At 65.1% G+C, this 24,609-nt stretch carries 24 protein-coding genes and 2 pseudogenes; 17 read left to right on the top strand and 9 right to left on the bottom strand.

All coding sequences use genetic code 11. The features are described from left to right. Nucleotides 1-3: 3 nt before the first annotated feature. Complete coding sequence (locus tag AArcSl_RS08885) at nt 4-1,662, top strand: gamma-glutamyltransferase family protein (RefSeq protein ID WP_119817886.1); 1,659 nt, start codon at nt 4-6, stop codon at nt 1,660-1,662. A gap of 15 nt (nt 1,663-1,677) precedes the next feature. Here AArcSl_RS08885 and hjc read toward each other — a convergent pair whose 3' ends face one another. From hjc to AArcSl_RS17700, 4 genes are read right to left on the bottom strand one after another with little or no spacing between them, the layout of a single operon-like run. Then, nucleotides 1,678-2,100, bottom strand: coding sequence for a Holliday junction resolvase Hjc (gene hjc / locus AArcSl_RS08880; protein ID WP_119817883.1), 423 nt, complete (start codon nt 2,098-2,100; stop codon nt 1,678-1,680). 23 nt (nt 2,101-2,123) lie between these two features. Further along, nucleotides 2,124-2,462, bottom strand: coding sequence for a glycosyltransferase (locus AArcSl_RS08875; protein ID WP_119817880.1), 339 nt, complete (start codon nt 2,460-2,462; stop codon nt 2,124-2,126). Next, the gene (locus AArcSl_RS08870) at nt 2,459-3,712 is read right to left on the bottom strand and encodes an ABC transporter permease (protein ID WP_245883183.1); all 1,254 of its coding nucleotides are present in this window, start codon (nt 3,710-3,712) and stop codon (nt 2,459-2,461) included. The genes AArcSl_RS08875 and AArcSl_RS08870 overlap by 4 nt, the downstream gene beginning before the upstream one ends. Beyond that, a complete protein-coding gene (locus tag AArcSl_RS17700) occupies nt 3,709-4,098 on the bottom strand; it encodes an ABC transporter permease (protein WP_321167775.1) in 390 nt (129 codons plus the stop codon). The genes AArcSl_RS08870 and AArcSl_RS17700 overlap by 4 nt, the downstream gene beginning before the upstream one ends. Before the next feature lie 213 nt (nt 4,099-4,311). On the opposite strand from AArcSl_RS17700, the gene AArcSl_RS16910 reads away from it, so the two are divergent. Next, on the top strand, nt 4,312-4,986 hold the full coding sequence (locus tag AArcSl_RS16910) for an NAD-dependent epimerase/dehydratase family protein (protein ID WP_119821853.1): 675 nt from the start codon (nt 4,312-4,314) through the stop codon (nt 4,984-4,986). A gap of 340 nt (nt 4,987-5,326) precedes the next feature. On the opposite strand, the gene AArcSl_RS17785 is transcribed toward AArcSl_RS16910, so the two are convergent. Beyond that, on the bottom strand, nt 5,327-7,078 hold the full coding sequence (locus AArcSl_RS17785) for a type IV secretory system conjugative DNA transfer family protein (protein ID WP_394337295.1): 1,752 nt from the start codon (nt 7,076-7,078) through the stop codon (nt 5,327-5,329). A gap of 108 nt (nt 7,079-7,186) precedes the next feature. Here AArcSl_RS17785 and AArcSl_RS08845 point away from each other — a divergent pair, with 108 nt between their 5' ends. From AArcSl_RS08845 to AArcSl_RS08815, 6 genes are all read left to right on the top strand, one after another. After that, nucleotides 7,187-7,483, top strand: coding sequence for a UPF0175 family protein (locus AArcSl_RS08845; RefSeq protein WP_119817864.1), 297 nt, complete (start codon nt 7,187-7,189; stop codon nt 7,481-7,483). Between the two features lie 17 nt (nt 7,484-7,500). After that, the gene (locus AArcSl_RS17080) at nt 7,501-8,010 is read left to right on the top strand and encodes a hypothetical protein (RefSeq protein WP_193588454.1); all 510 of its coding nucleotides are present in this window, start codon (nt 7,501-7,503) and stop codon (nt 8,008-8,010) included. Nucleotides 8,011-8,775: 765 nt separating this feature from the next. Further along, nucleotides 8,776-9,081, top strand: a complete 306-nt coding sequence (locus AArcSl_RS08835; protein WP_119817861.1) for a toxin-antitoxin system TumE family protein — start codon at nt 8,776-8,778, stop codon at nt 9,079-9,081. A gap of 23 nt (nt 9,082-9,104) precedes the next feature. Next, a complete protein-coding gene (locus AArcSl_RS08830; RefSeq protein WP_119821851.1) occupies nt 9,105-9,509 on the top strand; it encodes an HVO_A0114 family putative DNA-binding protein in 405 nt (134 codons plus the stop codon). A 308-nt stretch (nt 9,510-9,817) separates the two neighbouring features. Next, entirely contained in the window at nt 9,818-10,006 is a 189-nt protein-coding gene (locus AArcSl_RS08825; protein ID WP_119817858.1) for a hypothetical protein, read from the top strand. A 447-nt stretch (nt 10,007-10,453) separates the two neighbouring features. Next, complete coding sequence (locus AArcSl_RS08815) at nt 10,454-10,864, top strand: TRAM domain-containing protein (protein WP_119817855.1); 411 nt, start codon at nt 10,454-10,456, stop codon at nt 10,862-10,864. A 109-nt stretch (nt 10,865-10,973) separates the two neighbouring features. On the opposite strand, the gene AArcSl_RS08810 is transcribed toward AArcSl_RS08815, so the two are convergent. Both AArcSl_RS08810 and fer read right to left on the bottom strand, forming a co-directional pair. Continuing rightward, on the bottom strand, nt 10,974-11,891 hold the full coding sequence (locus AArcSl_RS08810; RefSeq protein ID WP_119817852.1) for a universal stress protein: 918 nt from the start codon (nt 11,889-11,891) through the stop codon (nt 10,974-10,976). 216 nt (nt 11,892-12,107) lie between these two features. Next, nucleotides 12,108-12,497 (bottom strand): ferredoxin Fer, encoded by a 390-nt coding sequence (fer, locus tag AArcSl_RS08805; protein WP_119821849.1) that lies wholly within the window; start codon nt 12,495-12,497, stop codon nt 12,108-12,110. Nucleotides 12,498-12,593: 96 nt separating this feature from the next. On the opposite strand from fer, the pseudogene AArcSl_RS08800 reads away from it, so the two are divergent. Both AArcSl_RS08800 and AArcSl_RS08795 read left to right on the top strand, forming a co-directional pair. Further along, a pseudogene (locus tag AArcSl_RS08800) lies at nt 12,594-12,942 on the top strand (RAD55 family ATPase); the annotation flags it as partial. Between the two features lie 185 nt (nt 12,943-13,127). Beyond that, entirely contained in the window at nt 13,128-14,978 is a 1,851-nt protein-coding gene (locus AArcSl_RS08795; protein WP_119817849.1) for a PINc/VapC family ATPase, read from the top strand. A 34-nt stretch (nt 14,979-15,012) separates the two neighbouring features. On the opposite strand, the gene argS is transcribed toward AArcSl_RS08795, so the two are convergent. Beyond that, nucleotides 15,013-16,779: an arginine--tRNA ligase gene (gene argS, locus AArcSl_RS08790; RefSeq protein ID WP_119817847.1), complete on the bottom strand. Its 1,767-nt coding sequence runs from the start codon at nt 16,777-16,779 to the stop codon at nt 15,013-15,015. A gap of 267 nt (nt 16,780-17,046) precedes the next feature. Here argS and AArcSl_RS08785 point away from each other — a divergent pair, with 267 nt between their 5' ends. The 4 genes from AArcSl_RS08785 (at nt 17,047) to AArcSl_RS08770 (ending at nt 21,249) form a co-directional block, all read left to right on the top strand. Further along, on the top strand, nt 17,047-17,790 hold the full coding sequence (locus AArcSl_RS08785; protein WP_119817844.1) for a DUF120 domain-containing protein: 744 nt from the start codon (nt 17,047-17,049) through the stop codon (nt 17,788-17,790). After that, a complete protein-coding gene (gene ribB, locus AArcSl_RS08780; RefSeq protein ID WP_119817841.1) occupies nt 17,790-18,506 on the top strand; it encodes a 3,4-dihydroxy-2-butanone-4-phosphate synthase in 717 nt (238 codons plus the stop codon). Before AArcSl_RS08785 ends, ribB begins: the two co-directional genes overlap by 1 nt. A 117-nt stretch (nt 18,507-18,623) precedes the next feature. Then, nucleotides 18,624-20,441 carry an ABC transporter substrate-binding protein gene (locus AArcSl_RS08775; protein WP_119817838.1) on the top strand — a complete coding sequence of 606 codons (1,818 nt, stop codon included), beginning with the start codon at nt 18,624-18,626 and terminating at the stop codon, nt 20,439-20,441. 7 nt (nt 20,442-20,448) lie between these two features. Next, nucleotides 20,449-21,249, top strand: coding sequence for a phosphatase PAP2 family protein (locus AArcSl_RS08770; protein ID WP_119817835.1), 801 nt, complete (start codon nt 20,449-20,451; stop codon nt 21,247-21,249). 31 nt (nt 21,250-21,280) lie between these two features. Here the strand turns inward: AArcSl_RS08770 and thpR are convergent, their stop codons facing one another. Then, a complete protein-coding gene (gene thpR, locus AArcSl_RS08765; protein ID WP_119817832.1) occupies nt 21,281-21,868 on the bottom strand; it encodes an RNA 2',3'-cyclic phosphodiesterase in 588 nt (195 codons plus the stop codon). 75 nt (nt 21,869-21,943) lie between these two features. On the opposite strand from thpR, the pseudogene AArcSl_RS08760 reads away from it, so the two are divergent. The 3 genes and pseudogenes from AArcSl_RS08760 to AArcSl_RS08750 form a co-directional block, all read left to right on the top strand. Continuing rightward, nucleotides 21,944-22,681 (top strand): annotated as a pseudogene (locus tag AArcSl_RS08760) (tetratricopeptide repeat protein); the annotation flags it as partial. A gap of 74 nt (nt 22,682-22,755) precedes the next feature. Continuing rightward, nucleotides 22,756-23,055, top strand: coding sequence for a DUF424 domain-containing protein (locus tag AArcSl_RS08755; protein ID WP_119821847.1), 300 nt, complete (start codon nt 22,756-22,758; stop codon nt 23,053-23,055). A 72-nt stretch (nt 23,056-23,127) separates the two neighbouring features. After that, the gene (locus AArcSl_RS08750) at nt 23,128-24,576 is read left to right on the top strand and encodes an RtcB family protein (protein WP_119817826.1); all 1,449 of its coding nucleotides are present in this window, start codon (nt 23,128-23,130) and stop codon (nt 24,574-24,576) included. Nucleotides 24,577-24,609: the final 33 nt, after the last annotated feature.

Genomic DNA, 24,609 nt, shown 5'->3' with positions numbered 1-24,609 from the left:
CCCATGGCAGACCCCGACCTCGACCGGTTCACTTCGAGGCGTTCGACCGTCTACGGACGGCGCGGTGCAGTCGCGACCAGTCAGCCACTGGCGGCGGAAGCCGGGATACGGAGCCTCCGGCAGGGCGGCAACGCGTTCGACGCGGCCGTCGCGACCGCCGCGGCGCTCAACGTCGTCGAACCGACCTCGACCGGCCTCGGCGGCGACGTGTTCGCGCTCTATCGGACCGCAGACGGCGAGGTGGGCGCGATGCGCGCCTGCGGCGGTGCACCGGCGGGCGCGACGATCGAGCGCGTCCGGGAGGCGCTCGCCGAGGCGGAGCCGGACGGCGACACCGACTACCCGTGGGCGCCCGAGACGGACGAACCCGACGACGTCGAGATGCCGATGCACGGCCCCCACACGGTGACGGTCCCCGGGACCGCCAGGGGGTGGGAGGCGACTGCCCGGGAGCTGGGGACGAAACCGCTCTCGGAGCTGCTCGAGCCCGCGATCGAGTACGCGATCGAGGGATATCCCGTCTCGGAAGTGATCGCGTCCTCCTGGAGCCACGCCGAAGCGCTCTTCCGGACCGACAACGCCAGGGAGGCGTACCTGGTCGACGACAGGGCACCCGAAACCGGAGAGCTGGTGACGCTGCCGAAACTCGGCCGATCGATGCAAAAGATCGCCGAGGAGGGCGCGGACGTCGTCTACGAGGGCGAGATCGCCGGGGAGATCACACAGGAGGTACAGTCGCGGGGCGGGTTCCTGTCCGTCGAAGACCTCGCCGACTTCGAGGTGGAGTGGCCAGAACCGGTTTCGACGACGTACAACGGCGCCGAGGTGTACGAACTTCCCCCGAACAACCAGGGACTGATCGCGCTGGAGGCGCTCAACGTCGCCGCCGAACTGGGCGCCGGCGACCATCCGCTCGAATCGCCCGAATGCGTCCACTACTTCGCGGAGGCGATGAAGCGCGCGTTCCACGACGGCCACCGGTACATCACCGACCCCGACTACGAGGATCATCCCCCGCTTGGGTCGCAGTCGTGGGCGAAACGGCGGGCCGAAACCGTCGGCGAGGAGGCGAGCGACGACGTCACCTTCGGCGTGCCCGATGCGAACGCCGAGGACGCCGACACCGTGCTGCTCACCGTCGCAGACGAGGCGGGCAACGTCGTCTCGTACATCAACTCCCGCTTTGCGGGGTTCGGCTCCGGGCTCGTCGCCGGCGACACCGGAATCGCGTTACAGAACCGCGGGGCGTCGTTCTCGCTCGATCCGGACCACCCGAACCGGCTGGAGCCGAGGAAACGCCCGTTCCACACCCTGATCCCGGCGGTCGCGCGTCTGGGACCGGACGACTGGCTCGCGTTCGGCGTGATGGGCGGATACATGCAGCCGCAGGGGCACGTCCAGGTGCTGTCGAACCTCGTCGACTACGAGCTACCGCTGCAGGCGGCGCTGGACCGGCCGCGCTGGCGCTATCGGGAATCGGGGGAGCTCGCAGTCGAACCCCACTTCGATTCGGACGTGGCGGCGAAACTCGTCCGTCGGGGACACGACGTCCGGATCCTCCAGCCGCTGTTGTTCGGCGGGGCACAGGCGGTCCGCAACGACGACGGGGTGTTGTCTGCGGCGACGGAGCCGCGAAAGGACGGCAACGCGCAGGTGTTCTAGACCGTTATACCCCCCTCACAGATCGTCGAGGGTCGTCCGTTTCGACTCGCCGACGAACTCCGCGAAGTCGGTGCCCTCCGCGAGCGCGGTCTCCTTTTTGACGCGGTAGCTCCCGGCGTCGGTGGTGTAGAGATCTCCCGGGTGAAAGAAGTACCAGTCCTCGCGGTCGAACCGGACGCCGATCCGGGGTTTGGCGCCGAAGTTCCGCGCGAAGTACACCAGCGCCTCGACCTCCTCCCCGCTGAGATAGATCGGGTCGCCGGCGCTGGATTTCGCCTCGATGGCGTAAAACATCTCGCCGTTGCCGGCGAGCACGTCCGGGAGTTCCCGATCGGTCGCGCTGCCGCTCGCCGGCGCGCGCATCACCGCGAATCCCGCCTCGTCGAGCGCGTTGACGAGTTCGCGCTCCCGTCTGTCTCCCTTCCGGTTTGCGGACATTGCCGTCCGTAGGTCGACGGGCCTCAAAAAAATCGTGACTGCGACTCGAGGTTCACCACCCCCAGCGCGAACGCGACCGGCACCACAACGTAGCCGTACGTTTCGATCAGCGGCCCGATCCCCTCCGAAAGCAGGTACAGTCCGCGGTACCACCGTCGGCGCTGTGTGCTCAGATCCGCAAGCGTCTCCGGCACCTGGGCCCAGACCACCGGTTCCGGGACGAACTCGACCCGACAGGGCCGATCGTTTTCGAGCATCTGTCGGTGGAGCCGCACCACCAGATCCAGGTCCTCGGTGACGATGTCGGTGGCGTAGCCGTCGATCTCCTGGAGCCCGATCAGCGACCGTTCCGAGACGTTCACCGGGTCAACTGTTCGAGCGGGGCGATCCGGGACACGCGAACCGCGCCGGCGACGCCGCCGATCGCGGTGAAGACGGCCGCGATGGCACCGCCCGCGAGGTACGCCTCTGTCGGCACCTGCACCAGTCCCTCGAATCCCGTCACCGTCGCCGCGATCGTCTCGATCCCTGCGGCCGCGGCCGGCGTCACGAGCAATCCGACGGCGCCGCCAGCGATCCCCACGATCACCGCCTGCGTTAACGCCACACCGACAACTGTTCGACCTCCCATCCCGAGTGCGCGCATCACCGCGAACGTCTCCCGCTGAGCGTACACCATCGACAACAGCAGGTTCATCGACAGCGCTGCCCCGGCGATCACGCCGAGCGCCGCCAGGCTGATCCCCCCCGCGAGGACGACCGCCTGGCGTTCGAGCACGGCGAGGAACTGTTCCCGGTTGGTGCGCACGTCGTAGGCGGGGTACGCTTCCTGGAGTTCGTCCCGGACTGCCTCCGGATCCGCGCCGGATTCCAGCCGCACCGAGATCAACGTCGCCCGGTCTTCGTGGGCCGAGCCGGTGAGCGTCTGCAGTTCGCTCAACCGGATCGTGGCGGTGCCCGTGCCAAGGAACTCCCTGAACGTCGGCGAGATCCCGACCACCTCGAACTCGTTGCGTCGGGCGTCCCCGATCGTGCCGCCGACGTGTAAGGTGTCGCCGACCGCGAGGTCGAACCGCTCTGCGGTCGCGGGGTCGACGATCACTTGATGGGTCATCGGGCCGTCGTAGCTGCCGTCGGCGTAGTGGGTATCACCGCCGGTGAACCCCTCGCCGTCCTCCAGCACGATCGAAGGGCCACCGCCGGGAACGCCGGTGCCGATGAGCGTCTCGAACTCCTCGCCGTCCGGACTCACGTACACGACCTGGAATGCCATCGGGCCGGCGTGCCGGACCGCCTCGTGTCCGTCGATCTCCGCTGCCACGGTGTGGGCGTCGGTGACCGGGTTGCGGAACCCGCCGACGGTGCCGGGCGCGATGTCGACCGGCCCGCCGGACACCCACAGGTCGCGGTCGCTCCGATCGAACAGTTCCTCGCCGGTCTCGGTCACGCCGACTCCGACCCCGACCAGAAGCGTCACCGACAGCACCGCGAGTACGACGCCGAAGACTGCAAAGGCGGTGCGCATCCGATCGGAGCGCAACCCCCGTATCGCGAACCCGACGGTGCCCGCGGTTCGCGATACCCCGCCTCGGATCCATTCTGTGACTCTCATCGTGACAGTTCCGCGAGCGTGTCGGTTCGCAGGCCGAGATACGAGAGATACGGCGCGGTCACGATCCCGATGAGGATCGCGATGCCCAGCCCATAGGCGACGATCCAGGGCGACAACGTGCCGACCGCCGGCACGCCGACCGCCCGGGCGACGCCCGCGTTCAGTGCGAGGAGTCCGACAGCCCCCAGCGCCACCCCGAGAAGGCCGCCTGCGACCGTCACGGTGACCGCCTCGGCGGTGACGACCAGCGCCCGCGACCGGGCGGAGAACCCGACCACCGCAAGCGTCGCCAGCTCCCGGCGGTTCGCCGTCACCTCCAGCCCCATCATGGTGGCGACGAACGCGATGCCGATTCCGCCGGCGACCACGCTCGCTGCGAGCGCCATCGCCAGCGGGAGGTTCGTCGGCGTGATCTCCATTCCGGCGAGGCCGCCCCGCGTGACCACGTTGGTGCCGGGGTATATCCCCTCGAGATCTTCTCTCACTCCTCGATCCCCGGAGGCGATCATGATCTGATCCGCCCGATCTCCGTCTGCGAGCCCGGTCGCGGTCTGTAGCTCGGCCAGCGGCATTACGACCGCCGACACGTCGCCGAATCCATCGAGACGCCCCACGAGAGCCACACCATCAACGCCACCGGCACCCTGAACGTCCTCGACGCCGCCCGCGAACACGACGTCAGGGTCGTCGTCGCTTCCAGCGCCGCGATCTACGGCCACCCCGAAGACACTCCGATCGACGAATCCCACCCGAAAGAACCCACCTCGCCGTACGGCCTCGACAAACTCACCGCCGACCACTACACCCGTCTGTATCACGACCTCTACGACCTCGACACCGTCGCACTCCGGTATTTCAATGTCTATGGACCCGGACAAACCGGCGGCGACTACGCAGGGGTCGTCAGCGTCTTCATCGAACAGGCCCTCGCCGGCGACGACATCACGGTCCACGGGGAAGGCGATCAGACCCGGGATTTCGTCTTCGTCGAGGACGTCGTCCGGGCCAATCTTGCGGCTGCCCGGACCGACCATGTCGGCGAGGCGTACAACGTCGGCACCGGCGAGTCGGTTTCGATCCGCGAACTCGCCGAACTTATCCAGGATCTCACCGACACCGACTCGGATATCGTCCACACCGACCCCCGCGAGGGTGACATCGACCACTCCAGAGCAGACATCTCGACGGCCCGGGCGAAACTCGACTTCGAACCCACCGTCTCGCTCCGGGAGGGCCTCGAACGCACGATCGAGTGGTTCGAGCCAACCGAGTAGAGCCGACACGTCCGGTACTCACGTCGGCACCTCATCCTTCCGATTGTAACGGCCGAACGATAAATCAGACCAAGTGGATGGGATTGAAAGGGGCCGGCCGGTCGACCCCGCCCGGGCGCCGCAAGCACTGGACTGAGCGAAGCGAGGGAAGCGCGCAGCAAGCCCCGGCGGGTCGAGCGGTCGGGGGCTTTCGAGGCGTCCCTCACCCACTCGCCACCATCCCTCCCCCACTCGCCACCATCCCTCCCCCACTCGCCACCATCCCTCCCCCACTCGCCACCATCCCTCACCCACTCGCCACCATCCCTCCCCCGATCCACACCGCCCCACAATCCACCCATCACCCCCCGTCCGCCGTCAACACCCGCTCGAACAGTTCGGCCGAAACCGACGAAAGCGTCCGGATCGCCGAACACCCAGGCGCATCCAACTCGTAGCGATCCAGCGGCGACGTAGCCGCCCGAACAGCATCAACATCCAACCCCAACCGCCCCGCCCCTTCACCAGCCCCACTAAGCGTCTCGACGATCCGATGCCCCAACTCGCGATTCGTCACCACCCACACAGCAGCCGCAGGCTCGACCGCCGCCATCGCGTCGTAGTCGGCGGGAACACCCGACTGAATGTCGTGCGTCGGGCGTTCGACCTCGACAGTAACCACCGGCGACCCATCATCATCCAGCGCCACCACGTCCAGCCGGGTCTGTGCATCCGGCGGCGACCAGTAGCGTTCGACCTGCGCGATCGCTCCACCGACCGAGGACCGATCCGCGTTGGCAAGCGTCTGCAACGCCCGCACGACAGCCTCCACACCTTTGATGTGCGCGGCCGATTCGTTCGGGTCGCCGCGTTTCGACTCCGGCGGGGGCGCCCCATTGCGCACCTTTCGCAACAACGCCGTCCCGTCATCAGTCAGATGATAATACTTCCCCCGCAGATCCGACTGCAGGGCGAGCAACCCCTGTTCTTCGAGTGCAGTCTCGTCGGCGGCCGTACAGCCAGTCGCGTCCCGCAAGGGCCGCATCGTCTCCGTGACGATGTCCCAGGCGCGCGTGTCGATCGCCCGACGACGAGCACGCTCGATCAACCGCAGAAACATGAGCTGTTGCACCGTCACGGGTGCGGTCTTGACCGCCCAGGGATCGACGTCGAGCCCGATCTCGACGACCGGCAGGTCGGACGCGCTGGGCGCCCCCTCCGGGGAACAGGCCGACACCGCGTTCCAGACGCCATCGAACGTCGGCGGGAACTGCGTCTCTCCGGAACCCCCACACGAACCATCGTCAGCACACCGAACCGTATCACTCTCGGCATCGTACTTGACCGACCCGGGCAAACTGGTCCCGCTCGTCCAGAGGGTGTGCCGACACGCGCGGCGAATCTCCGCATCCGAGAGTTCGGTGCCCGTCTCGGAGACCGCCGTCGAGACCACCCACGGACGCGACCGCGACCGCTCGCGACACTCCCGGACGGCACGCTCACACGCCGCCCGGGCACCCGAAGACAACTCCTCCCGCTGTGGACTGTCGGGATGACCGACCGGAAGCGGCGGCGCCGCGATCACGAACGGGTCAATAGGCGCCTGCTCCCGAGGCGCCCGAATGCGCACCAGCCAATCCCCGACCGGCATCGACTGGGCGATCCGGGCGGCCGTCCGGGCGTCGTACTGGTGATCGAGGACGGCCTCGAGGGCGGGGGGATCCGCATGCCCGACCAGGAGCGTCCCGACGTTGCCCCGGATGTGGGCGGCGGCCTCCTCGTCGAACTGCTCGAGCAACTGGCTCATCAGATACACCGAAATGTCGAACGCCCGCCCCTCGGCGAGCAGATCGAGCAGGATCTGGCCGTCGCCGATGGCGTGCGCCTCGTCGAGATACAGGTTCGCGAGCGGCCGCGTCCCCTCGCTGCGGCCGTCCCGTTGCCGGAGCCGACCCGCAAGGAAAAACCGGGAGACGAGCACCCGCGAGAGGAACGTCCGGGTGCTGCTGTTGAGCCCACCCAGATCGAGAATCCGCGACCGGTTCCCGTGCGTCGACGCTCGATGATCTCGAGGAACGCCAGTTCGAAGCGGAGATCCCGAACCCGTCGCCACGAGAGCGGATCGACGCCTTCAGCGCCGCAAATCCGACGAACGGAGCGTTGACCGGCCGAAATCGACACGTCCCAGCGTTTATGACTGGATCGGCCCTACGTCGAACTAATGACGACCTTCGCGAACGACATCGAAACGATTGCGGCTATTGGCGGCTACGAGGACACCGATGACGTCCTCGAGGAGGCCATTCGTGAACTGTTGCGACGGCGGCCGGAACTCCGGACGTCGCTTGCGATCGAAAAGTACCGAACGGGGGCCGTCAGCCTGAACCGTGCTGCTGAATTGGCGGGCATGTCGACCGAGAGCTTCAAGGACGAACTCGCCGACCGCGGGATTAGCCGGACCGCCGGATTTCTGGATGCTGATGACCGGAAACGTGAACTCGACGAGTTCGGTGGGTGACGGAGGTCGACGTACTGATGACAGTTGTCGACAACAACGTGTTGAGCGCGCTGGCGAAGATCGACCGACTACAGTTGTTACCGGAGGTATTTGACGCGGTTGGGACGCCGACAGCAGTTATTTCCGAGCTCGATCGTGCAAAAGCTATCGGGTACGAATTTGTCACCCGTCTCGACGAGATCAAGTCCCATAACGGTGGATGGCTGACTATTCTCACGCCGACACAGACGGAACTGCAATTGGCGGATGACATTCAGGATCATGCGCTGTCGATGACTGATGCACAGTGTCTCGCAATCGCAGCTGAACGGAATCGTCGACTCGTTACTGATGATGCGCACGTCGGGACGATCGGTCAACAGCGAGGGATTCCGATCTGGGACCTCACGCTTTTTCTGAAAGCGGCGATACAGGTCGACGCGATCGAGACTGCTGACGAACTCGCGGCGATACGCGACGAACTTCGCCGTTCCGACGGGTATCGGTTTTCCCCTGCCGACGAGGAGGCCCTCTTCGGAGAATTGTGACGGTGGATTCGCGGCCGCCCGGACCGACCACGTCGGCGAGGCGTACAACGTCGGCACAGGCGAGTCGGTCTCGATCCGCGAACTGGCCGAACGCATCCAGGATCTCACCGACACCGGTTCGGGTATCGTCCACACCGAGCCACGCGAGGGCGACATCGACCTCTCCAGAGCCGACATCTCGACGGCCCGGGCGAAACTCGCCCTTGAACCGACCGTCTCGCTCCGGGAAGGCCTCGAACGCACGATCGAGTGGTTCGAGAAAACCGAGTAGATCCGACAGGTCCGGTATTCACTCTGGCTTTTCACCCCGCTGATTGAATCCTTCCACCGATCAATCAGACCACTCGGGCGAGATTGAAAGGGGCCGGCCGTCATCGGCGCTTGCGCCGATTGCTCGGGAATCTTCGATTCCCGGTGGTCGACGAAGCCGGCGGCCTCAAGCACCACAGCGAGAGCGAGGGCGGAGCGAAGCGAAGCCCTCGAATCGCGAACGGCGAAGCCGTGAGCGAGTGTAACGAGCGAGGAGCGCAGAGTGTCGCCCACGAGTCGAGCGGCCGGGGGCTTTCTGGGTCTTCGGCTCCCGACCGCACCCCAGAGAGATCGAAACGAAGTCGAGCGGTCGGGGGCTTTCTTGGGTCTCGGCATTCGATTGCCTTTGCCATACGACCACGCTCACTCCACCACGATCGCCGCCCACCATCCCGATTTCCTATGTGGTAAGGTCCATAGGCTTATGGGTATGGAGTTAGTAACATAAGATAGTGGATGGCGTCCTACACCACCATCGAAGACTGGAAAGATGTCGAAGACGGCTACGTTGTCGATGTTACCATCCGGCAAACGGAGGCTGAAAAGTACCCGAGCGGATGGGACTACGGCCTACATCTCGGGCACGTTGGTGGCGAGACCATCCTTCGATACGACAATGCCCACGAACGGACGAACGGCCACGAGCGCCACACCCAGCACGGTGTCGAAATCATCGAGTTCCCTGGGATGCTCACGCTCTATGACCGTTTCAAACGTGAAGCTGAAGAGCTGTCACCCGTGTCGTGGGACTGGCCGGAGTAGGGCGCCACCAGGAGGGACACACCATGCCAACGCTCAAAGTAACCGTCGGCGAACGCGACCGCCTCGATCAGCGCACCCGTAGCCGCATCACGGCCGCCCAGAAAGGCGAAGATCTCGACGACGTCCAGCCGGTCCTGAACTTTGGATCGTATGCTGAACTCAGTCGGCTCCTCAGTCCGAAAAATTTGGAGTTGCTGGAGACGATCGCCGAACACCAACCCGATAGCATCCGCGAAGCCGCCGAACTGGTAGAGCGAGACTACAAGCAGGTCCATCGGAACCTGTCCGAACTCGCGGACATCGGCATCATTGAGTTCGAAGGCGGTGGACCGGGCCAGGCGAAAAAGCCGAAGCTAGCCTATGACGGTCTCGAAATCGACATCCCGTTTGCAAGACCGAACGGGAGTGTCGGCACAGCGGCACCGTGATCGTTCTGGTGACGTGTCTGATCCACAACTCTGGTGGAGACCGCCTGCACCCGTCACGCTGACTCTTCGCTCCGTGATCGACACCATGCCGAACGAGCCACCTCGACCGTCTCCCAACCAATGCGGGCGGGATTGACAGGGGCCGGGCCGCGGGGCGGCGTCGCCGCCACGGTATCGGAGGTCGGCGAGTCGAGCGGACGGGGGCTTTCTGGGTCTTCGACTCCCGATCGAACCCGCTTTCATCCCGATCGAATCGGTGATCTTGCCAACACCAAACCTTTGTAACGACTAATGAGCTACAGTCGCTTATGAACGATACAGACGAGGGTACCGAACTCGACCATCAAGTCCTCCGTACTGCACGGGTGGAGGGACTCCGTCGTCGCATGACCGAATTCATCGAGTCAAACGGTCACGACCAGGATCTCAAGGAACTCCGTGCCGGCGTTGATTCGATGGGCGACCGTGTCGACGACGGCCGAACCGAGCGGATTTGATGCCGGCGACTCCATCACTCCACCCCACTGACTTCTTATGCACTGGATCATATGATGGCCCAGCCCGTGTGCCTCGAGTGGGACGACCACGACTGGTCGGAGCCATCATACTCCCCCGCGAGGACAAGTCCCAAAGAGGAGCGCACAAACCGGAGTACTCACCGCCGAATGGTGGGGAAAGTTGCCTCTGTGGAGTCGGCATAGCCGACATCCCAACGGAGGAATCCCACGACTTCAGTCGTGGGAGGAGGTCAAGTCGAAGATCATGGATTCATGCCGTTCGATGCACTCCACCTCGTGGAATCCGGCAGGGACACGATCGTCTCGAGTGACGAGACGGACGATTCCGTCGCCCCACGACTGGACCTATCGTCCCACGTTGAAGACTAACGTATCCGGCAGACTCAAGACGATGTAGCCTGCTTTTCTGAGAAAGAGGATCAAAGGATGGAAATTTCGGATCAACTGCGTTGTTTGTTTTCCGCAACGGTCGAGCAACGAGACGGGTCGTATATTATTGAGGTTCCCGAACGAGAACTCCAGCTTGGCGAGATAGATGAGGGAAGTACCTACCGAGTCGCCCTGCTGTCTACTCCTTCGGAACCAAAAGCGCAGGCGGAAACACCACCGAAGCAAACCCATGACTCGACCGAGCCACCCGTGAAAGAAGGCGAACAGCGCACCGTAGAAATTGAAGACATCGGGGATCAAGGAGACGGTATCACCCGTGTCGAACGCGGGTTTGTCGTCATCGTCCCCGATACGGAACAGAGAGAAAAAGTCACCGTCGAGATCACGGACGTGCGAGAGAACGTTGCCTTCGCGGAAGTGGTCGAACGGCTGAGTTATTACGAGTAGTCACAAACGCTACCGTATTCGCGCGATCGACAACGAGTCATCGACGGGAAAGCCTTCGAACGGCACATACTCCGATCGTTGGTGAAGACTGCTTCGGAGGAGGTCTCGACTATGAGTCATCGAGTGACGGATGGCCAGTGTTGTTGTATACAGAGACGACCACGTTATTCGCGTTCGAGCGGATGGCCTGGTTTGTCGATCCGGAGACGAACCGCTGGAGTCTCCCAGTCGTCGGTGCGCCAAGGACTGTGAGGGGGTAGTAATCCGACTGCTCAGTGATCGCGTCGATCGGGTCGTCCGCCTCGAGGAGCCAACTCCTCGTTCCCTCGAGATCATCGAGCCGCTGTTCGGCAGCCTCGATGTAGGCTTCGGCTCGTTCGTAACGACGATCGGATGCGTTGGTGTCGACGACGTGGAGCACGTCGAGACAGGCGTCGGATGCAACGGCGAGGCGACGAGCAATATCCACTGCTAACCCCGAGTGAGGGCCACCGGTGATCGGGAGGAGGATCGAAGGGACAGTATCGAGCCCTGCTGTGCCGTTCACAATCAGCACGTCACAGTCTGCCTGGGTGGCGATGCGTTCGCTGGTGTCGCCCGCGAGGAGGCTTGTCGGTGCCTCTCCCGGGACCACGACTGTGTCGACGTTGGACGCGGCGATCGTGTTGTGGACGGTTCGGGTCAGGCGATGGACATCAACGAGTCCGGAACCGGTGGACCTCGACGAACGCGGAAGCTGGTCGGTGAGTTCACTGGAGAGATCCGAGTCGGGGTCGTCGTGCGCTGTGGGTGCGAGTGTCGTCGAGGGATGCCCGGGTGCAGTCGGCGACGTCACACGGACCGGCATGTTGGTCGCTTGCGCAAGCGTTCGAGCAATCTTGAGTTGGTCTGCGGTCTTTGACTCGTCGGTTGTGAGAATCGGCGCGAGAACGTGGCTGTCGGTCGGTTTCTCGGCGGACGTATTCCTGTCCGAGGAGGTCGGGGCGTCGGCGAATGTCCAGCCGCCTATCGGCTGCCGGATGTCCATGGATAGTCGTGTTTGCCCAACCGTATAAATCTAGAGATCGGTGTAAACTCATAATGATTATTGTAGCGATTTACCGGTCGGTCGGCCACCCGGTGGGCCGATCGTCCGGTTACGGCCGAGAATAATCATTATCAGTCGATCCGGAAAGCAGCTGTTGCTACAACTGTTGCGGCCGCAAAAAACTGTGCGTTTGAAACGCACGTTGTACGCTGTTTTTCAGATGACGCGGTTCTGCAGGTAATCGAGGTGCTTCGCGTTGTAGACGATCCTAACTTCGTCGGTCGTCGGGCTCCCGATGCAGGTGAGCCGGACGTTCTTCTCCTCGACCTCCTCGTCGGAGAGGATCTGCTGCATGTCCATCTCGAGGTCGCCCTCCACCGCGATCGCCGCGCAGTTCGCACACGCGCCGGCGCGACAGGAGAACGGCCAGTCGTACCCCTGCGCCTCGGCGGCCTCGAGGACGTACTCGCCCTGATTGACTTCGAGGCTGCCGTAGTCCTCTTCGCCGAGTCCGGCGTCGGCGGCTTTTTCGAACAGATCGTCGTCGTCCATCGACCAACCATGGTCGTCCAGCACTTCGTAGTTCAGGTATTCAACGGTGGGCATCAGTCGCCGATTCAACACCCAGACCATTAGACTTTGCTGTTTTCTTTTTCGCGAAGTGCAGCCGTGGGAAACTCCATCCCTCCGAGTGGATCGGTGATCCCGCAAATCCGGGGAATCGACGGTTTCGACCGGCTCGTCGATGGGGGTTGCCGGCAGGGCGGCTGTGTGTCGTCACGGGGGCACCCGGCAGCGGCAAGACGACCTTCTGTGCGCAGTTCGTCACCGAGGGGGTCGCGAACGGCGAAACCTGCCTGTACATCAGTATGCACGAAACCCGCGAGGGGATCACGGAAGACATGTCCGGGTTCTCCTTCGGGTTCTCCTTTGGGTTCGAGCGCGCGATCGAGACGGAGCGGCTCAAGTTCCTCGATGCCTTCTCCTCGCACGGGAGCCGGTTTTTCGGCAACCCGGGCGCGAACGGCCGGCTTCGGGCGCTCGAAATCGGCACCGAAACCGGCCCCCGGAGAGCCTCTCGCTGCCGAAGTTCCTCCGTAGCCAGGGCGGTCCGGGGCGGCGGGACGGGACGACACGGCGAGACTAATTGGAAATCGGCGCGACTCCCACGCCAGACGGGGTGGCGTGGCGTTCGGAGGTAACATCCTTATACCGCTCGCGGTCGGATCTTCTCGTATGAACGTTGTTCCGGACACGAGCGCGGTCATCGACGGCCGCGTGTCCGAGCGGATCGAGGACGGGAGCTACGCCGGATGGACAGTCGTCGTCCCGGAAGCGGTGGTGGGCGAACTCGAGGCGCAGGCCAACGAGGGGCTCGACACCGGTTGGGAGGGGCTCGCCGAGCTCCAGCGGCTCGTCGATCTCGTCGAGGACGGCGAGATCGAAGCCGAGTACGTCGGCGAACGCCCGCGGCCGGACGCCGGCGACGCCGCCGGCGAGGGGGAGATCGACGCCCTCATCAGGGACGTCGCCGCCGACCACGACGCGGTGTTGCTCACAAGCGACTACGTCCAGGCCGAGGTGGGCCGTGCGAAAGGGCTGCAGGTCGAGTACGTCGAGCCGGTCGTCCGCCAGGTCGACGACCTCCCGATCCGGGAGTACTTCGACGACGAGACGCTGTCGGTCCACCTGAAGACGGGGACACGACCGAAGGCGAAACGCGGCCGAATCGGCGAACTGACCTACCAGCGGATCGGCGAGGAGGAAACCACCGAAGAGCAGATGCGCGAGTGGGCCGACACGATCGAGGCGCTCGCGCGTGCAAGCCCGGACGGGTTCATCGAACTGGCCGAGCCGGGGATGACGATCGTCCAGTACCAGGACTTCCGGATCGCGGTCGCCCGGCCGCCGTTTGCCGACGGGATCGAGATCACCGCCGTGCGGCCGATCGTCAAGACCGAACTCGAGGAGTACAGCCACGCGGAACCGCTGAAAAAACGGCTGCTCGAGCGCCAGCGAGGCATGCTCATCTCGGGGTCGCCCGGCGCCGGGAAGTCGACGTTCGCACAGGCGGTCGCGGAGTTCCTCGATTCGAACGATTACGCGGTCAAGACGATGGAAAAGCCCAGGGACCTCGACGTCGGCCCCGACATCACCCAGTACGGGGCGCTGGGCGGCGAGATGGCCAAAACCGCCGACTCGCTGCTTCTGGTCCGGCCGGACTACACGATCTACGACGAGGTCCGCAAGACCGAAGACTTCGAGGTGTTCGCCGACATGCGGCTGGCGGGGGTCGGGATGGTCGGGGTCGTCCACGCCACCCGGGCGATCGACGCGCTCCAGCGGCTCGTCGGGCGGGTCGAACTCGGGATGATCCCGCAGGTCGTCGACACGGTCGTGTTCATCGAGGACGGGCAGGTCGACACCGTCTACGACGTCCAGACGACGGTGAAGGTGCCCGAGGGGCTCACCGCCGAGGACCTCGCCCGGCCGGTGATCCAGGTGACCGACTTCGAGACCGGCCGCCCCGAGTACGAGATCTACACGTTCAACCGGCAGGTCGTGACGGTGCCGCTTTCCGACGAGGACGGGGACGACACCGGCGTGGGCCGGATCGCGAAACAGGAGATCGAACGGGAGATCCGGTCGGTCGCACAGGGCCACGTCGAGGTCCAGCTCAAGGGCCAAAACAACGCCGTCGTCTACGTCGACGAGGACGACATCTCGTATGTCATCGGCAAAGGTGGCGGGCGGATCTCCGACATCGAAGAGCGCCTCGGGATCGACATCGACGTGCGGACTCACGACGAGCGCCCCGGCGGGGGGAACGCCGCCGACCGCTCCGGCGCGGAGCTCGCGGACCCCGACGCGAACGTCGTCCAACCGGAGATCACCTCGCGACACGTGGTCATCCGCGTCGACGAGTTCGTCGGCGAGACGGTGGAAGTCCGCGCCGGGGGCGAGTACCTGTTTACGGCGACGGTGGGGCGCGGCGGCGACATCCAGGTCTCCCGCGGCTCGGCGATCGCGGAAGAACTCGAGGACGCGATCGATCGGCGACAGGAGATCACCGTCGTGCCGGTCTGAGTTATGTGACCGACGCGCCGGTCTGAGTTCCGTCCTACATCGATTTCGGCGCTTCCACGCCGAGCACCGACAGCGCGTTCGCGATCGTGTGTCGGGCGGCGCGAACGAGCGCGAGGCGGGCCCTGGCGGTCGCCTCGTCGTCGGCGGTCACTACGGGACACTCCCGGTAGAACGCGTTGAACGTCTCGGCGAACTCCCGGGTGTAGGTGGCGACCAGATGCGGCTCCAGTTCGTCTGCGGCCTCCTCGATGCACGCTGGGAACCGGGCGATGACGGCGAGTAGCTCCTGCTCTTCGGGAGTTTCCAGCAGTTCCGGGGATACCTCGGCGTCGACGTCGGGGAGTTCGATTCCCGCCCCGGCGGCTTCCGCTTCGATCCCGCAACACCGGGCGTGGACGTACTGGACGTACGGCGCCGACTGCGCCTCGAAATCCAGCGCGCGGTCCCACTCGAAGGTGATCGCCTTCGTCGGCTGCTTTGCGACGATGTCGTACCGGACGGCGCCGATGCCGACCTGTCGGGCGATCCGCTCGATGTCGTCGCCGGTCAGTTCGTCGTCCCGGATCCGGTCGTCCATCCGGCTTTGTACCTCCTCGCGCGCCCGGTCGATCGACTCGTCGAGCAGATCGTCGAGCATCACGCCGGTTCCCCGGCGGGTGGACATCTTCCCCTCCGGGAGGTTCACGTACGAGTAGATGACGTGATCGAGCTGATCGACGTCGTTGCCGAGCAGCTCCAGTGCCGCGTCCAACTGCTCGGCCTGGAGCTTGTGGTCCTCCCCGAGAACGGTGACGGCGCGGTCGTAGTTGTCGAACTTCCACTCGTGGTGGGCCAGATCCCGAGTGGTGTACAGCGACGTGCCGTCCGACCGGAGGAACACGAGGTTCTTGTCGATCCCCCAGTCGTCGAGTTCGAGCTGCCAGGCGTCCTCCTCGTAGACGGCGTGGTCGGTCTCCTGGAGTCGCTCCGCCACCTCGTCGGTGGAGCCGTCGCGCATGAACCGCGTCTCCTTTATGAACTCGTCGAACTCCGCGGGAAGCCGGGCGAGACACTCCTTCATCCCGCCGAGCACGCTGTCGACGACCTCGCCGACCCGCTCGTAGACCTCCTCTTTGCCCTCCTCGAGCCCCTGAAGGATCGCAGCGATCTCCTCCTCGGCGGCCGCAACCTCGTCAGGATCGGCGTTCTCGAGGTAGTGGTTCCCCTTCCGGTAGTAGCGCACCAGGTCGTACTCGATCCGATCGCGGGCGGGCGGTGCCTCGAGATCGCTCTCGTCGAACGTCTCGTAGGCCCACGTGAACACGGCCATCTGGCGTCCGGCGTCGTTGACGTAGTAGTGGCGGTCGACGTCGTAGCCGGCGTACGCGAGCACGTTGGCGACGGCGTCGCCGACGATCGGGTTTCGTGCCCGACCGACGTGGACGGGCCCCGTCGGGTTGGCGCTGGTGTGTTCGACCACGACAGCGGTGTCCCGGTCCGGAAGCGCGCCGTACGCCTCCGTTTGGGCGTCCGACAGCGTGTCCGTGAGGTACTCGTCGGTCGTGGTGAAGTTCACGTACGGCCCCTGGCTGGTCGCGGTCGCGACGTACCCCGTGGGCTCGACCGCGCCCGCGACCTCCGCTGCGACCTTCGGCGGCGGTGCCCCGGCTTCGCCCGCCAGCCGGAAGGCGACGCTGGAGGCGAGCGTCGCGTCCACGTCCGTCGGCGGCTCCTCGATCCCGAGATCGTCGGTCGGATATCCCAGCTCCGAGAGCGCCCGTTCGAGGGCCGACTCCACGTCCGACCGGAACTGCCTGAACATGCAGGGGCGTTTGCCGCGGCCAGTAAAGGCCCTTCCGAAGCCGATTGCGACAGGGCTGACTGTGGCCCCCAACCGAAACTGTTCTGTGCCACGAACGCGCCGCCACGACGCGAAGCGGACTGCTTAAGACGTTCCGCAGACGAAATCGAAACGGGAAACTGGTGGTCAGTTCAGGACGATCCCGGAATCGATCCGGGGTGTTATCATATTTTTGGAACGCGTTCCATATCCGATACGCTTTTCCGCGACCTCCGCCAACGTCGAGATATGTCCGGGACAGTACCCGCCGTCGGGCAGGACGAACTGGCGACGCTGAAGCTCGTCGCCCTCGATGGCGGCCTCGTCGGTCCGGTGAAAGTCTCGTGTGCGGAGCTCGCCGATCGACTCGACGCGTCGAACCAGACCGCCTCCCGCCGGCTCCAGGCGCTGGAGGCGGCCGACCATCTCGAACGCGACGTCGTAAGCGACGGCCAGTGGATTGCGGTGACCGACGAGGGGGAGTCGGCACTGCGTCGCGAGTACGCCGACTACCGACGGATCTTCGAGGGGCGACGGTCGATCACGCTGCGTGGACGGGTGACAAGCGGGATGGGCGAGGGGCGCCACTACATCTCGCTTTCCGGCTACATGGAACAGTTCCGAGAGCGACTCGGCTACGAGCCGTTCCCGGGAACGCTGAACGTCGAACTCGACGAGGAGAGCGTCCGGTCCCGCGCCGGGCTGCGGTCGATCGACGGCGTTCCGATCGACGGCTGGGAGGACGAGGAACGAACGTTCGGTCCGGCGACGTGTTACCCCGCGAGCGTTCGAACCGCCGGCGATCCCCGACACGCCGATCGTGCCCACGTCATCGTTCCCGAGCGAACCCACCACGACGAGGAGAACCTCGAACTGATCGCCCCCGTCAAGCTCCGGGAGGATCTCGAGCTGTCCGACGGCGACGAACTGATCGTCGAGGTCCACGGCGGCACACCCGCCGACGGCACCGACATCGAGGGAGGGGTGGTGTAATGCGGCGACGACCCAACAGTTCGGGAGCACTCGGCGACGGCGTCGTCGAGGGGGGAACCGTCGAAGAGGCGGTCGCGGCGTTCTCGGCGGGCAAGCCGGTGTTGGTCCACGACTTCGACGACAGGGAGGGAGAGACGGACCTCGTCTACCCCGCCGGGGCGGTCCGACCCGCCGACGTCGCACGGATGCGAAACGACGCCGGGGGGTTGGTCTGTGTTGCGCTCTCTGATTCGGTCGCGGAGACGTTCGGACTGCCGTTCCTCGCCGGCGAAATCGACCACCCGGCCGCCGGCGACCACGACCTCGCGTACGACGATCGGTCGTCGTTCTCGCTTCCGGTCAATCACCGCGACACGTTCACGGGTATCACCGACGAGGACCGAGCGCTCACGATCCGGGAGCTGTCCGGCGCCGCGAGTGCTGCGGTTCAGGGCCCGGGAACCTACTCCGCGGCGGACTTCGCAGAGGAGTTCCGGAGCCCCGGACACGTCCACCTGCTGCGCGGGGCCCCGAACCTGCTCGCGGATCGGGAGGGACACACCGAACTCGGGCTCGCGTTGGCACAGCGAGCGGAGCTGCCTCCAGCGGTCGTCGTCTGTGAGATGCTCGACGACGAGTCCGGCGCCGCGCTGTCGCCGGCCGACGCCGCAGCCTACGCGCACCGTCACGGGCTCGTCTACCTGGAAGGCGAGCGATTGATCGACGCAATCCGGTGATTTCACCGGTAGCCGTAGCCCCGGCTGATCCCGAGGCACCACAGCACTATTATACGCTCGCCGTCGAAATACGATGAACATCTGGCGGTTCGAACGGATCGCCACCCTTCCGAACAAATGTGCGAGAGTACCTGCTCCACCGCGACCCGTCGGACGCTTCTGGCGGCTGGAGCAGGTGCGCTGTCGGGGACGGCCGGCTGTCTTCGCGACTTCAGGACCGTCGCCGGCCGCGACAGGATCGACCAACTCGAACTGGAGATTCGAACGTTGCCAGCCGACAGCGATCCCAACGCGGTCCGTATCGCTCGAAGCCTGGAGGACCGCCTCGACGCGGTCGGCGTCGACGCCCGGATCAACACGCTGACCGAAGAGCAGCTGTATCGGCAGGTGCTTTTGAACCGGAACTTCGACGTGTACGTCGGTCAGCTCCCCGAAACGACGGCAATCGATCCCGACGCGCTGTACCCGCTGTTGCATTCGAAATACGGTGCTGAGCCGGGGTGGCAAAACCCGTTCGGCTACGCCGATCCGGACATAGACGAGCTGTTGACCAGACAGCGAACGTCGGGGGACACCGTTCGCCTGGATGTGGCAGCCGATCTCCAGCGCCGCCTCGCGGAATCACAGCCGTTCGTGTCGATCGCGTTCCCCGACGAGATCAGCGCCGTCAGGGAAACCCGTTTTTATCAGTGGCACGAACCCAGACCGATCGAACCGGTAAACCTCCTGTCGCTTTCGCGCCGAGACGACACCGAACCGACGCTGCGGCTCGTGACGACCGATCCGCGCTTGACGGAGAACCGCAATCCGATCGCCGCGGAGTTTCGGCGGCACGGGAGCCTGCTCGAACTGGTTTACGCGCCGCTGGTCAGGCGGATCGACGACGAGTTTCGACCGTGGCTCCTCGAGCGGTGGACGCGACGACCCGGCGGAGAACGATCCGATGTTGAGGAACCTGGCGAAGAGGGAAAGAATCTGGTTCTTCGAGGGGAACTCCGAGACGGACTCTCCTGGCACGACGGAGAATCACTCGACTCCGAAGACGTCGCGTTCACCTACGAGTTTCTGGCGGATACGTCGCTGGGGCGGGCGGAATCGGCAATTCCGACGTCCAGGTTTCGGGGACGCTCGTCACTCGTCGAATCCGTGGAACCGGTCGATGACCGGACATTCGACGTTCGGTTCGAAACCGGAAGTCCCGAAGTGGCGATCAGGGCATTTACCGTGCCGCTGTTGCCAGAACACATCTGGAGAGAGTACACCGGGGCGGCGACGATCGCCGGGATCGAAGTGAACGACGAGACCACGGACGCGCTCGTTCGATCGAACGACGAGCCGGTGGGCTCCGGGCAGCTCCGATTCCTGGAGGCGACGGCGGGCGAGGAGGTCGTCTTCGAGCGGGTCCCCGACCATCCAGTCGGTGCTGCCGACGACATCCCGGACCGGTTTCAGGGAGGACCGGCCTTCGAACGCCTGAACCTGACCGTCGTGCCATCCGACGTGGTCGCCGTCGAGTCGGTGGCAGAAGACGAGGCAGACGCGACGGTTTCGAATCTCGGCACTGACTCGCTTCCACGTGCCGCTCGATCGTCGGCGACCTCCGTGGTGAGCGACCGGTCGCGGGCGCTCTACCACGTCGGGTTCAACATCCGCCGCGCGCCGCTATCGAATTTCAGGTTCCGCGTTACGATCGCCCGATTGTTCGACAAAGGCGAGATCGTCGACGACGTGTTCGACGGCTACGCAGTTCCGGCGACGAGTCCGCTGGAGCAACGGTGGGTTCCGCCGGACCTCTCATGGGACGGGCAGGATCCAGTCGTGCCGTTCTTCGCGGGTCCTGACGGCGAGTTCGACGAAGAACGCGCCCGCGAAGCGTTCGGCGAGGCGGGGTATCGCTACAGTGACGACGGGGAACTACTCGCGGAGGAATCCTGACGTGCTCATGTTTCCCGAACTCTCCCCGCTCATCCGCGTCGTCCTCGTTCTGGTGAGCGTCATCGCGGCCGGGGTCGTCGTCGCTGGGGTGACGATCGTCGGCCCCAGACGACTCCGAGGGCTCGTTCGAACGGTTCCAGGCCATCTCAGGGAGGTGGCCCCGTACGTCGGTGCGCTGGGGGTTATCCTCGTAATCAGTGCGTTCGGTCGCGAGGGACTCCAGTCGGTGTCGCAGCTGTACGGGCTGTATCTGACGGGCACCATCTTCGCCATCGAGGGGGAGTTCGTCGCGTGGCTGCAGTCACATGCGACCGACGGAGCGACGCGTCTCCTCTCGTGGACGTACGTGTACGGCTACGCGTTCCTGCTCGTGTTCCCTCTCCTCGCGTACGCGGCGCTCGAGGAGTCCACACAGCTCAAACGGCTGCTGGCGGCATACACGCTCAACTACGCGATCGGGCTCGTCGTGTACACGATCGTGTTCGCACACGGCCCGCGGAACGTGATGCCGGACATGGTGACGTCGCTTCTGTACACGACAACGCCCGATTTCCAGCATCTCACCACGCAGATCAACATCAGATCCAACGTCTTCCCGTCGCTGCACACCTCGCTTTCGGTGACCGTGGCTGCGCTCGCGTATCGGACTCGCGACGTCTACCCGTTGTGGACGGTGCTGTCGGGGATCCTTGCGACCGGCGTCGTGTTCTCGACGATGTATCTGGGGATCCACTGGGCGCTGGACGTCGTCGCCGGGATCGTCCTCGCTCTCGCGTGTGTGTGGATTGTCTGTGAGTACGTCGAGTGATGGCCGCCCGAGAACTGGAGCCGGCGGGTCGCTACGAGAGCTCGAACCGCGCTACCGTGTCGTACTCCGGCCCCTCGGGTGTGAGGATGCTTTCCTTCAGGCGGACGTCCTCGACCCGAAATCGGCCGATCGTCGGATCAGTTTCCGTGACTGCCTCCTGGACGATCTCCTTCCCCCGGGCGTCGTCCATCCGCGCGAGCGTGACGTGCGGGGTGAACTCGTGGTCCTCGGGATCGAAGCCGAGCGCGGTCGTCTCCGCCTCCAGCGCCTCGTGGAGCGCGGTCAGTTCGGCCTCGCCCGTCCGGAATCCGGCCCACACGACGCTTATGTACTCGACCGAGGGGAACACGCCGAGCCCACCCACCTCGGCTTCGAACGGTTCGACGGGTGCGACGGTGCCGTCCTCGTGTTCGACTTCGGCGTTCGAGATCGCCTCGCGGGCGGCCGTTTCGAGTTCCTCGACGCGGTCGGTGTCGACGTCGCCGAGGAACTTCAGCGTGAGGTGCGCCTGCGCCGGGTCGGTGAACCTGAGTCCCTCCGCATCGCGCAGCCGGTCCTGGACGGCGGCGACGTCGTCGGCCAGTCGATCCGGGAGGTCGACGGCGAAGAAGAGTCTCATATTGGAAGCTACAACGGGAAGGGACTAAAAACACGTGACGCAACGCTTACCCGCGACCACCGCCAATCCCGTAGTATGACCGACGAGCGCGACGAGCGCGACGAACACGAGTTCTCCTCGGGACAGGGGTTCGACGAGGAGTACGAGGAGTTCACGCTCGACCCGCCGGAGCTCTCCGTCGACCCGTCGAAGGTCGACCCCGTCGACTCGCGGGTGCTTTCGGACATCCTCGACGAACGGAACCTGGCGAGCGACCAGGTGGACGCCGAAGAACTGCTCGACATCGGCCTTTCGTACATGGGAATCAACCGGTTCGAGGAGGCGACCGAAACCCTCGAGCGGGCCGCACGGTTCGCCGACGACGAGCGGCTCAAACAGGAGGCGTGGGTGAACAAGGGCGCCGCCCACGCCCGGCTCGAGGAGTACGACGCCGCCGTCGGCGCCTACGAGGAGGCGCTGCGGATCGACGACGACTCCGAGCACGCCGCGACCGCCGAGACGAACCTCGCGTACGCCCTGTGGGAGTGGGGCCACACCGAGGAAGCGCTGGACCACGCCGAACGCGCTGTCGAGATCGATCCCCGGTTCGCACAGGCGTGGTACAACCGCGGCTTCTTCCTCCTCGAGCGAGGCCTGGCCGAAGACGCCGTCACGGCCTTCGACAACGCGATCCGGCTCGGGATGCGCAACGCCGACGTCCTCGAGGAGAAGGCCAGGGCACTCGAAGAGCAGGGCGAACACGAGCAGGCCGAAACCGTCCACGAACAGGCACAGGAACTGCGCGAAGAGGCGGAACGCGAGCTCGTCGAGGAGCACGGCCGCCGCGAGAACTGATGAGCGACAACTCCACCGACGACTCCACCGGCGACTCCACCGGCGACGTGACGATGCTCCTCCGCGAACGAGACACCCCGGAAGGGCTGCTCGTCTCGGTCTGCGATTCGGACTGTCTCGGCGAGACGTACGAGAACGGCGAAGCGAGGCTGGAAGTCGACCCCGGCTTTTACGGGGGCGAGGCAGCCGTCGAGGCCGGCGCCGACGCCGTCGTCGAGAGCCTCCACCGCGCGCAGGTGGCGAACCTGGTGGGGACCGAAAGCGTCGGGGTAGCGATCGAGGCGGGGCTCGTCGACGAGGAGACGGTCCTCGAGTTCGAGGGGACCAGACACGCCCAGTTGCTCTGGCTGTGAGCCGTCGATCTCCCGTGAGCTGTCGGTCGACCGATCGGCCCCTTAAGTAGCAAGGCGCGCAACCGTCGAGCGATGGCCATCACACTCGAGGGCGAGTACACCACCGCCCGGATCCTGGTCGACGAGGAGTCACTCGTCGAGGAGAACTGCCTCGAGCAGATACGCGAACTCGTCGATCACCCGGCGTTCACGGAACCGGTCCGGGTGATGCCGGACGCCCACTGGGGGGCGGGCGCCCCCGTCGGGTTCACGATGACGTTGCCCGACAAAGTGGTCCCGAACATCGTTGGCGTCGACGTGGGATGTGGCATGACTGCCACCGATCTCGGCCCGGAGCTGCCCCTCGAAGATGCGGAACGCGAACGGCGGGTGCGCGAGGCGGTGCCGATGGGCCGGAACGTCCACGACTACGACGAGGCGCCCCACCTCGTCGACGAGTTTCCCTTCGACCGGGCGAACGAGGTGTTCGATCGGTTTGCCGCCGCCTACGAGGACCGGTTCGACCGCCCGATCGATCCGCTCGAGTTCGAGTTCGACGGCTACGACGGCGACTACTTCAAGGGGCTGTGTCGGCGCGTGCTCTCCCGCCAGCGCCAGGGGATGGGTCACGTCATCCGGAGTGCGGGAACCCTCGGCGGCGGGAATCACTTCATCGAGTTCGCGGCGGCCCGCGAGTCGGGCGACTACTGGCTGGTCGTGCACAGTGGGTCGCGGTACCTGGGAAAATCCGTCGCCGAGTACTGGCAACACAGGGCGAACCAGTATCGCAACGCGGACGCGATCCGCGAGATCATTCCCGACGAGTACGCCGAGTATCTCAAATTCGATCCCGAGACAGTCAGCGACCGCGACCTCTACGAGTGGGTGACCGGCGGCAAAGGTGAGTCCCACATCCGCAAAGAGCGGGTTCGTGAAGACTTCGAGGGAACGGACGTCGAAGCGGTGTTCGACCGACTCTCCCGGCCACACGAGGACGTCGACGAGCGAAACGAGGAACTCGACTGGCTCGAGGGACGGGAGGCCCACGGCTACTACGTCGACATGCTGTTCGCCCAGCAGTACGCCCGCTGGAACCGTCGGCTGATGAGCGACGCGATCTGTGACGTGCTGGACGTCGAGGAGACCGATCGAGTCGAGTCGATCCACAACTACATCGACTTCCGGGATCTGACGATCCGGAAGGGAGCGACGCCGGCCCGCGAGGGACAGCGGCTGATCATCCCGTTCAACATGGCGGAGGGGTCGATCCTGGCGCGCGGGAAGGGCAACGAGGAGTGGAACCGGACCGCACCACACGGTGCAGGGCGCGTGATGGGCCGACGGGAAGCCCACGAGGAGTTGAACATCGAGGCGTTCGAGGACGCGATGGAGGGCGTCTACTCCGAGTCGGTCGTCGAGGAAGTGGTCGACGAGGCGCCGATGGCATACAAGCCGACCGAGGCCATCGCTGAGGCGATCGAACCGACCGCCGAGATCGTCGACTGGCTCGAGGTGGTCCACAACCTCAAAGCGAAAGAGTAGCCGAATACGTAACTCCATTAGGTTACGTCGCCG

The sequence above is a fragment of the Halalkaliarchaeum desulfuricum genome (assembly GCF_002952775.1).
In the GTDB taxonomy this organism is placed as follows: Archaea; Halobacteriota; Halobacteria; order Halobacteriales; family Haloferacaceae; genus Halalkaliarchaeum; species Halalkaliarchaeum desulfuricum.
Note: the sequence above shows the minus strand (reverse complement) of the source record. Positions and strands in the feature narration are given on the sequence as shown.

Excerpts from the sequence above, each read along its gene's own strand:
- AArcSl_RS08885 (WP_119817886.1), top strand. The coding sequence starts at position 4 with ATGGCAGACCCCGACCTCGACCGGTTCACTTCGAGGCGTTCGACCGTC.
- hjc (WP_119817883.1), bottom strand. The coding sequence starts at position 2,100 with ATGTCCGCAAACCGGAAGGGAGACAGACGGGAGCGCGAACTCGTCAAC.
- AArcSl_RS08870 (WP_245883183.1), bottom strand. The coding sequence starts at position 3,712 with ATGAGAGTCACAGAATGGATCCGAGGCGGGGTATCGCGAACCGCGGGC.
- AArcSl_RS17700 (WP_321167775.1), bottom strand. The coding sequence starts at position 4,098 with ATGGCGCTCGCAGCGAGCGTGGTCGCCGGCGGAATCGGCATCGCGTTC.
- AArcSl_RS08845 (WP_119817864.1), top strand. The coding sequence starts at position 7,187 with ATGACGACCTTCGCGAACGACATCGAAACGATTGCGGCTATTGGCGGC.
- AArcSl_RS17080 (WP_193588454.1), top strand. The coding sequence starts at position 7,501 with ATGACAGTTGTCGACAACAACGTGTTGAGCGCGCTGGCGAAGATCGAC.
- AArcSl_RS08835 (WP_119817861.1), top strand. The coding sequence starts at position 8,776 with ATGGCGTCCTACACCACCATCGAAGACTGGAAAGATGTCGAAGACGGC.
- AArcSl_RS08830 (WP_119821851.1), top strand. The coding sequence starts at position 9,105 with ATGCCAACGCTCAAAGTAACCGTCGGCGAACGCGACCGCCTCGATCAG.
- AArcSl_RS08825 (WP_119817858.1), top strand. The coding sequence starts at position 9,818 with ATGAACGATACAGACGAGGGTACCGAACTCGACCATCAAGTCCTCCGT.
- AArcSl_RS08815 (WP_119817855.1), top strand. The coding sequence starts at position 10,454 with ATGGAAATTTCGGATCAACTGCGTTGTTTGTTTTCCGCAACGGTCGAG.
- AArcSl_RS08810 (WP_119817852.1), bottom strand. The coding sequence starts at position 11,891 with ATGGACATCCGGCAGCCGATAGGCGGCTGGACATTCGCCGACGCCCCG.
- fer (WP_119821849.1), bottom strand. The coding sequence starts at position 12,497 with ATGCCCACCGTTGAATACCTGAACTACGAAGTGCTGGACGACCATGGT.
- AArcSl_RS08795 (WP_119817849.1), top strand. The coding sequence starts at position 13,128 with ATGAACGTTGTTCCGGACACGAGCGCGGTCATCGACGGCCGCGTGTCC.
- argS (WP_119817847.1), bottom strand. The coding sequence starts at position 16,779 with ATGTTCAGGCAGTTCCGGTCGGACGTGGAGTCGGCCCTCGAACGGGCG.
- AArcSl_RS08785 (WP_119817844.1), top strand. The coding sequence starts at position 17,047 with ATGTCCGGGACAGTACCCGCCGTCGGGCAGGACGAACTGGCGACGCTG.
- ribB (WP_119817841.1), top strand. The coding sequence starts at position 17,790 with ATGCGGCGACGACCCAACAGTTCGGGAGCACTCGGCGACGGCGTCGTC.
- AArcSl_RS08775 (WP_119817838.1), top strand. The coding sequence starts at position 18,624 with ATGTGCGAGAGTACCTGCTCCACCGCGACCCGTCGGACGCTTCTGGCG.
- AArcSl_RS08770 (WP_119817835.1), top strand. The coding sequence starts at position 20,449 with ATGTTTCCCGAACTCTCCCCGCTCATCCGCGTCGTCCTCGTTCTGGTG.
- thpR (WP_119817832.1), bottom strand. The coding sequence starts at position 21,868 with ATGAGACTCTTCTTCGCCGTCGACCTCCCGGATCGACTGGCCGACGAC.
- AArcSl_RS08755 (WP_119821847.1), top strand. The coding sequence starts at position 22,756 with ATGCTCCTCCGCGAACGAGACACCCCGGAAGGGCTGCTCGTCTCGGTC.
- AArcSl_RS08750 (WP_119817826.1), top strand. The coding sequence starts at position 23,128 with ATGGCCATCACACTCGAGGGCGAGTACACCACCGCCCGGATCCTGGTC.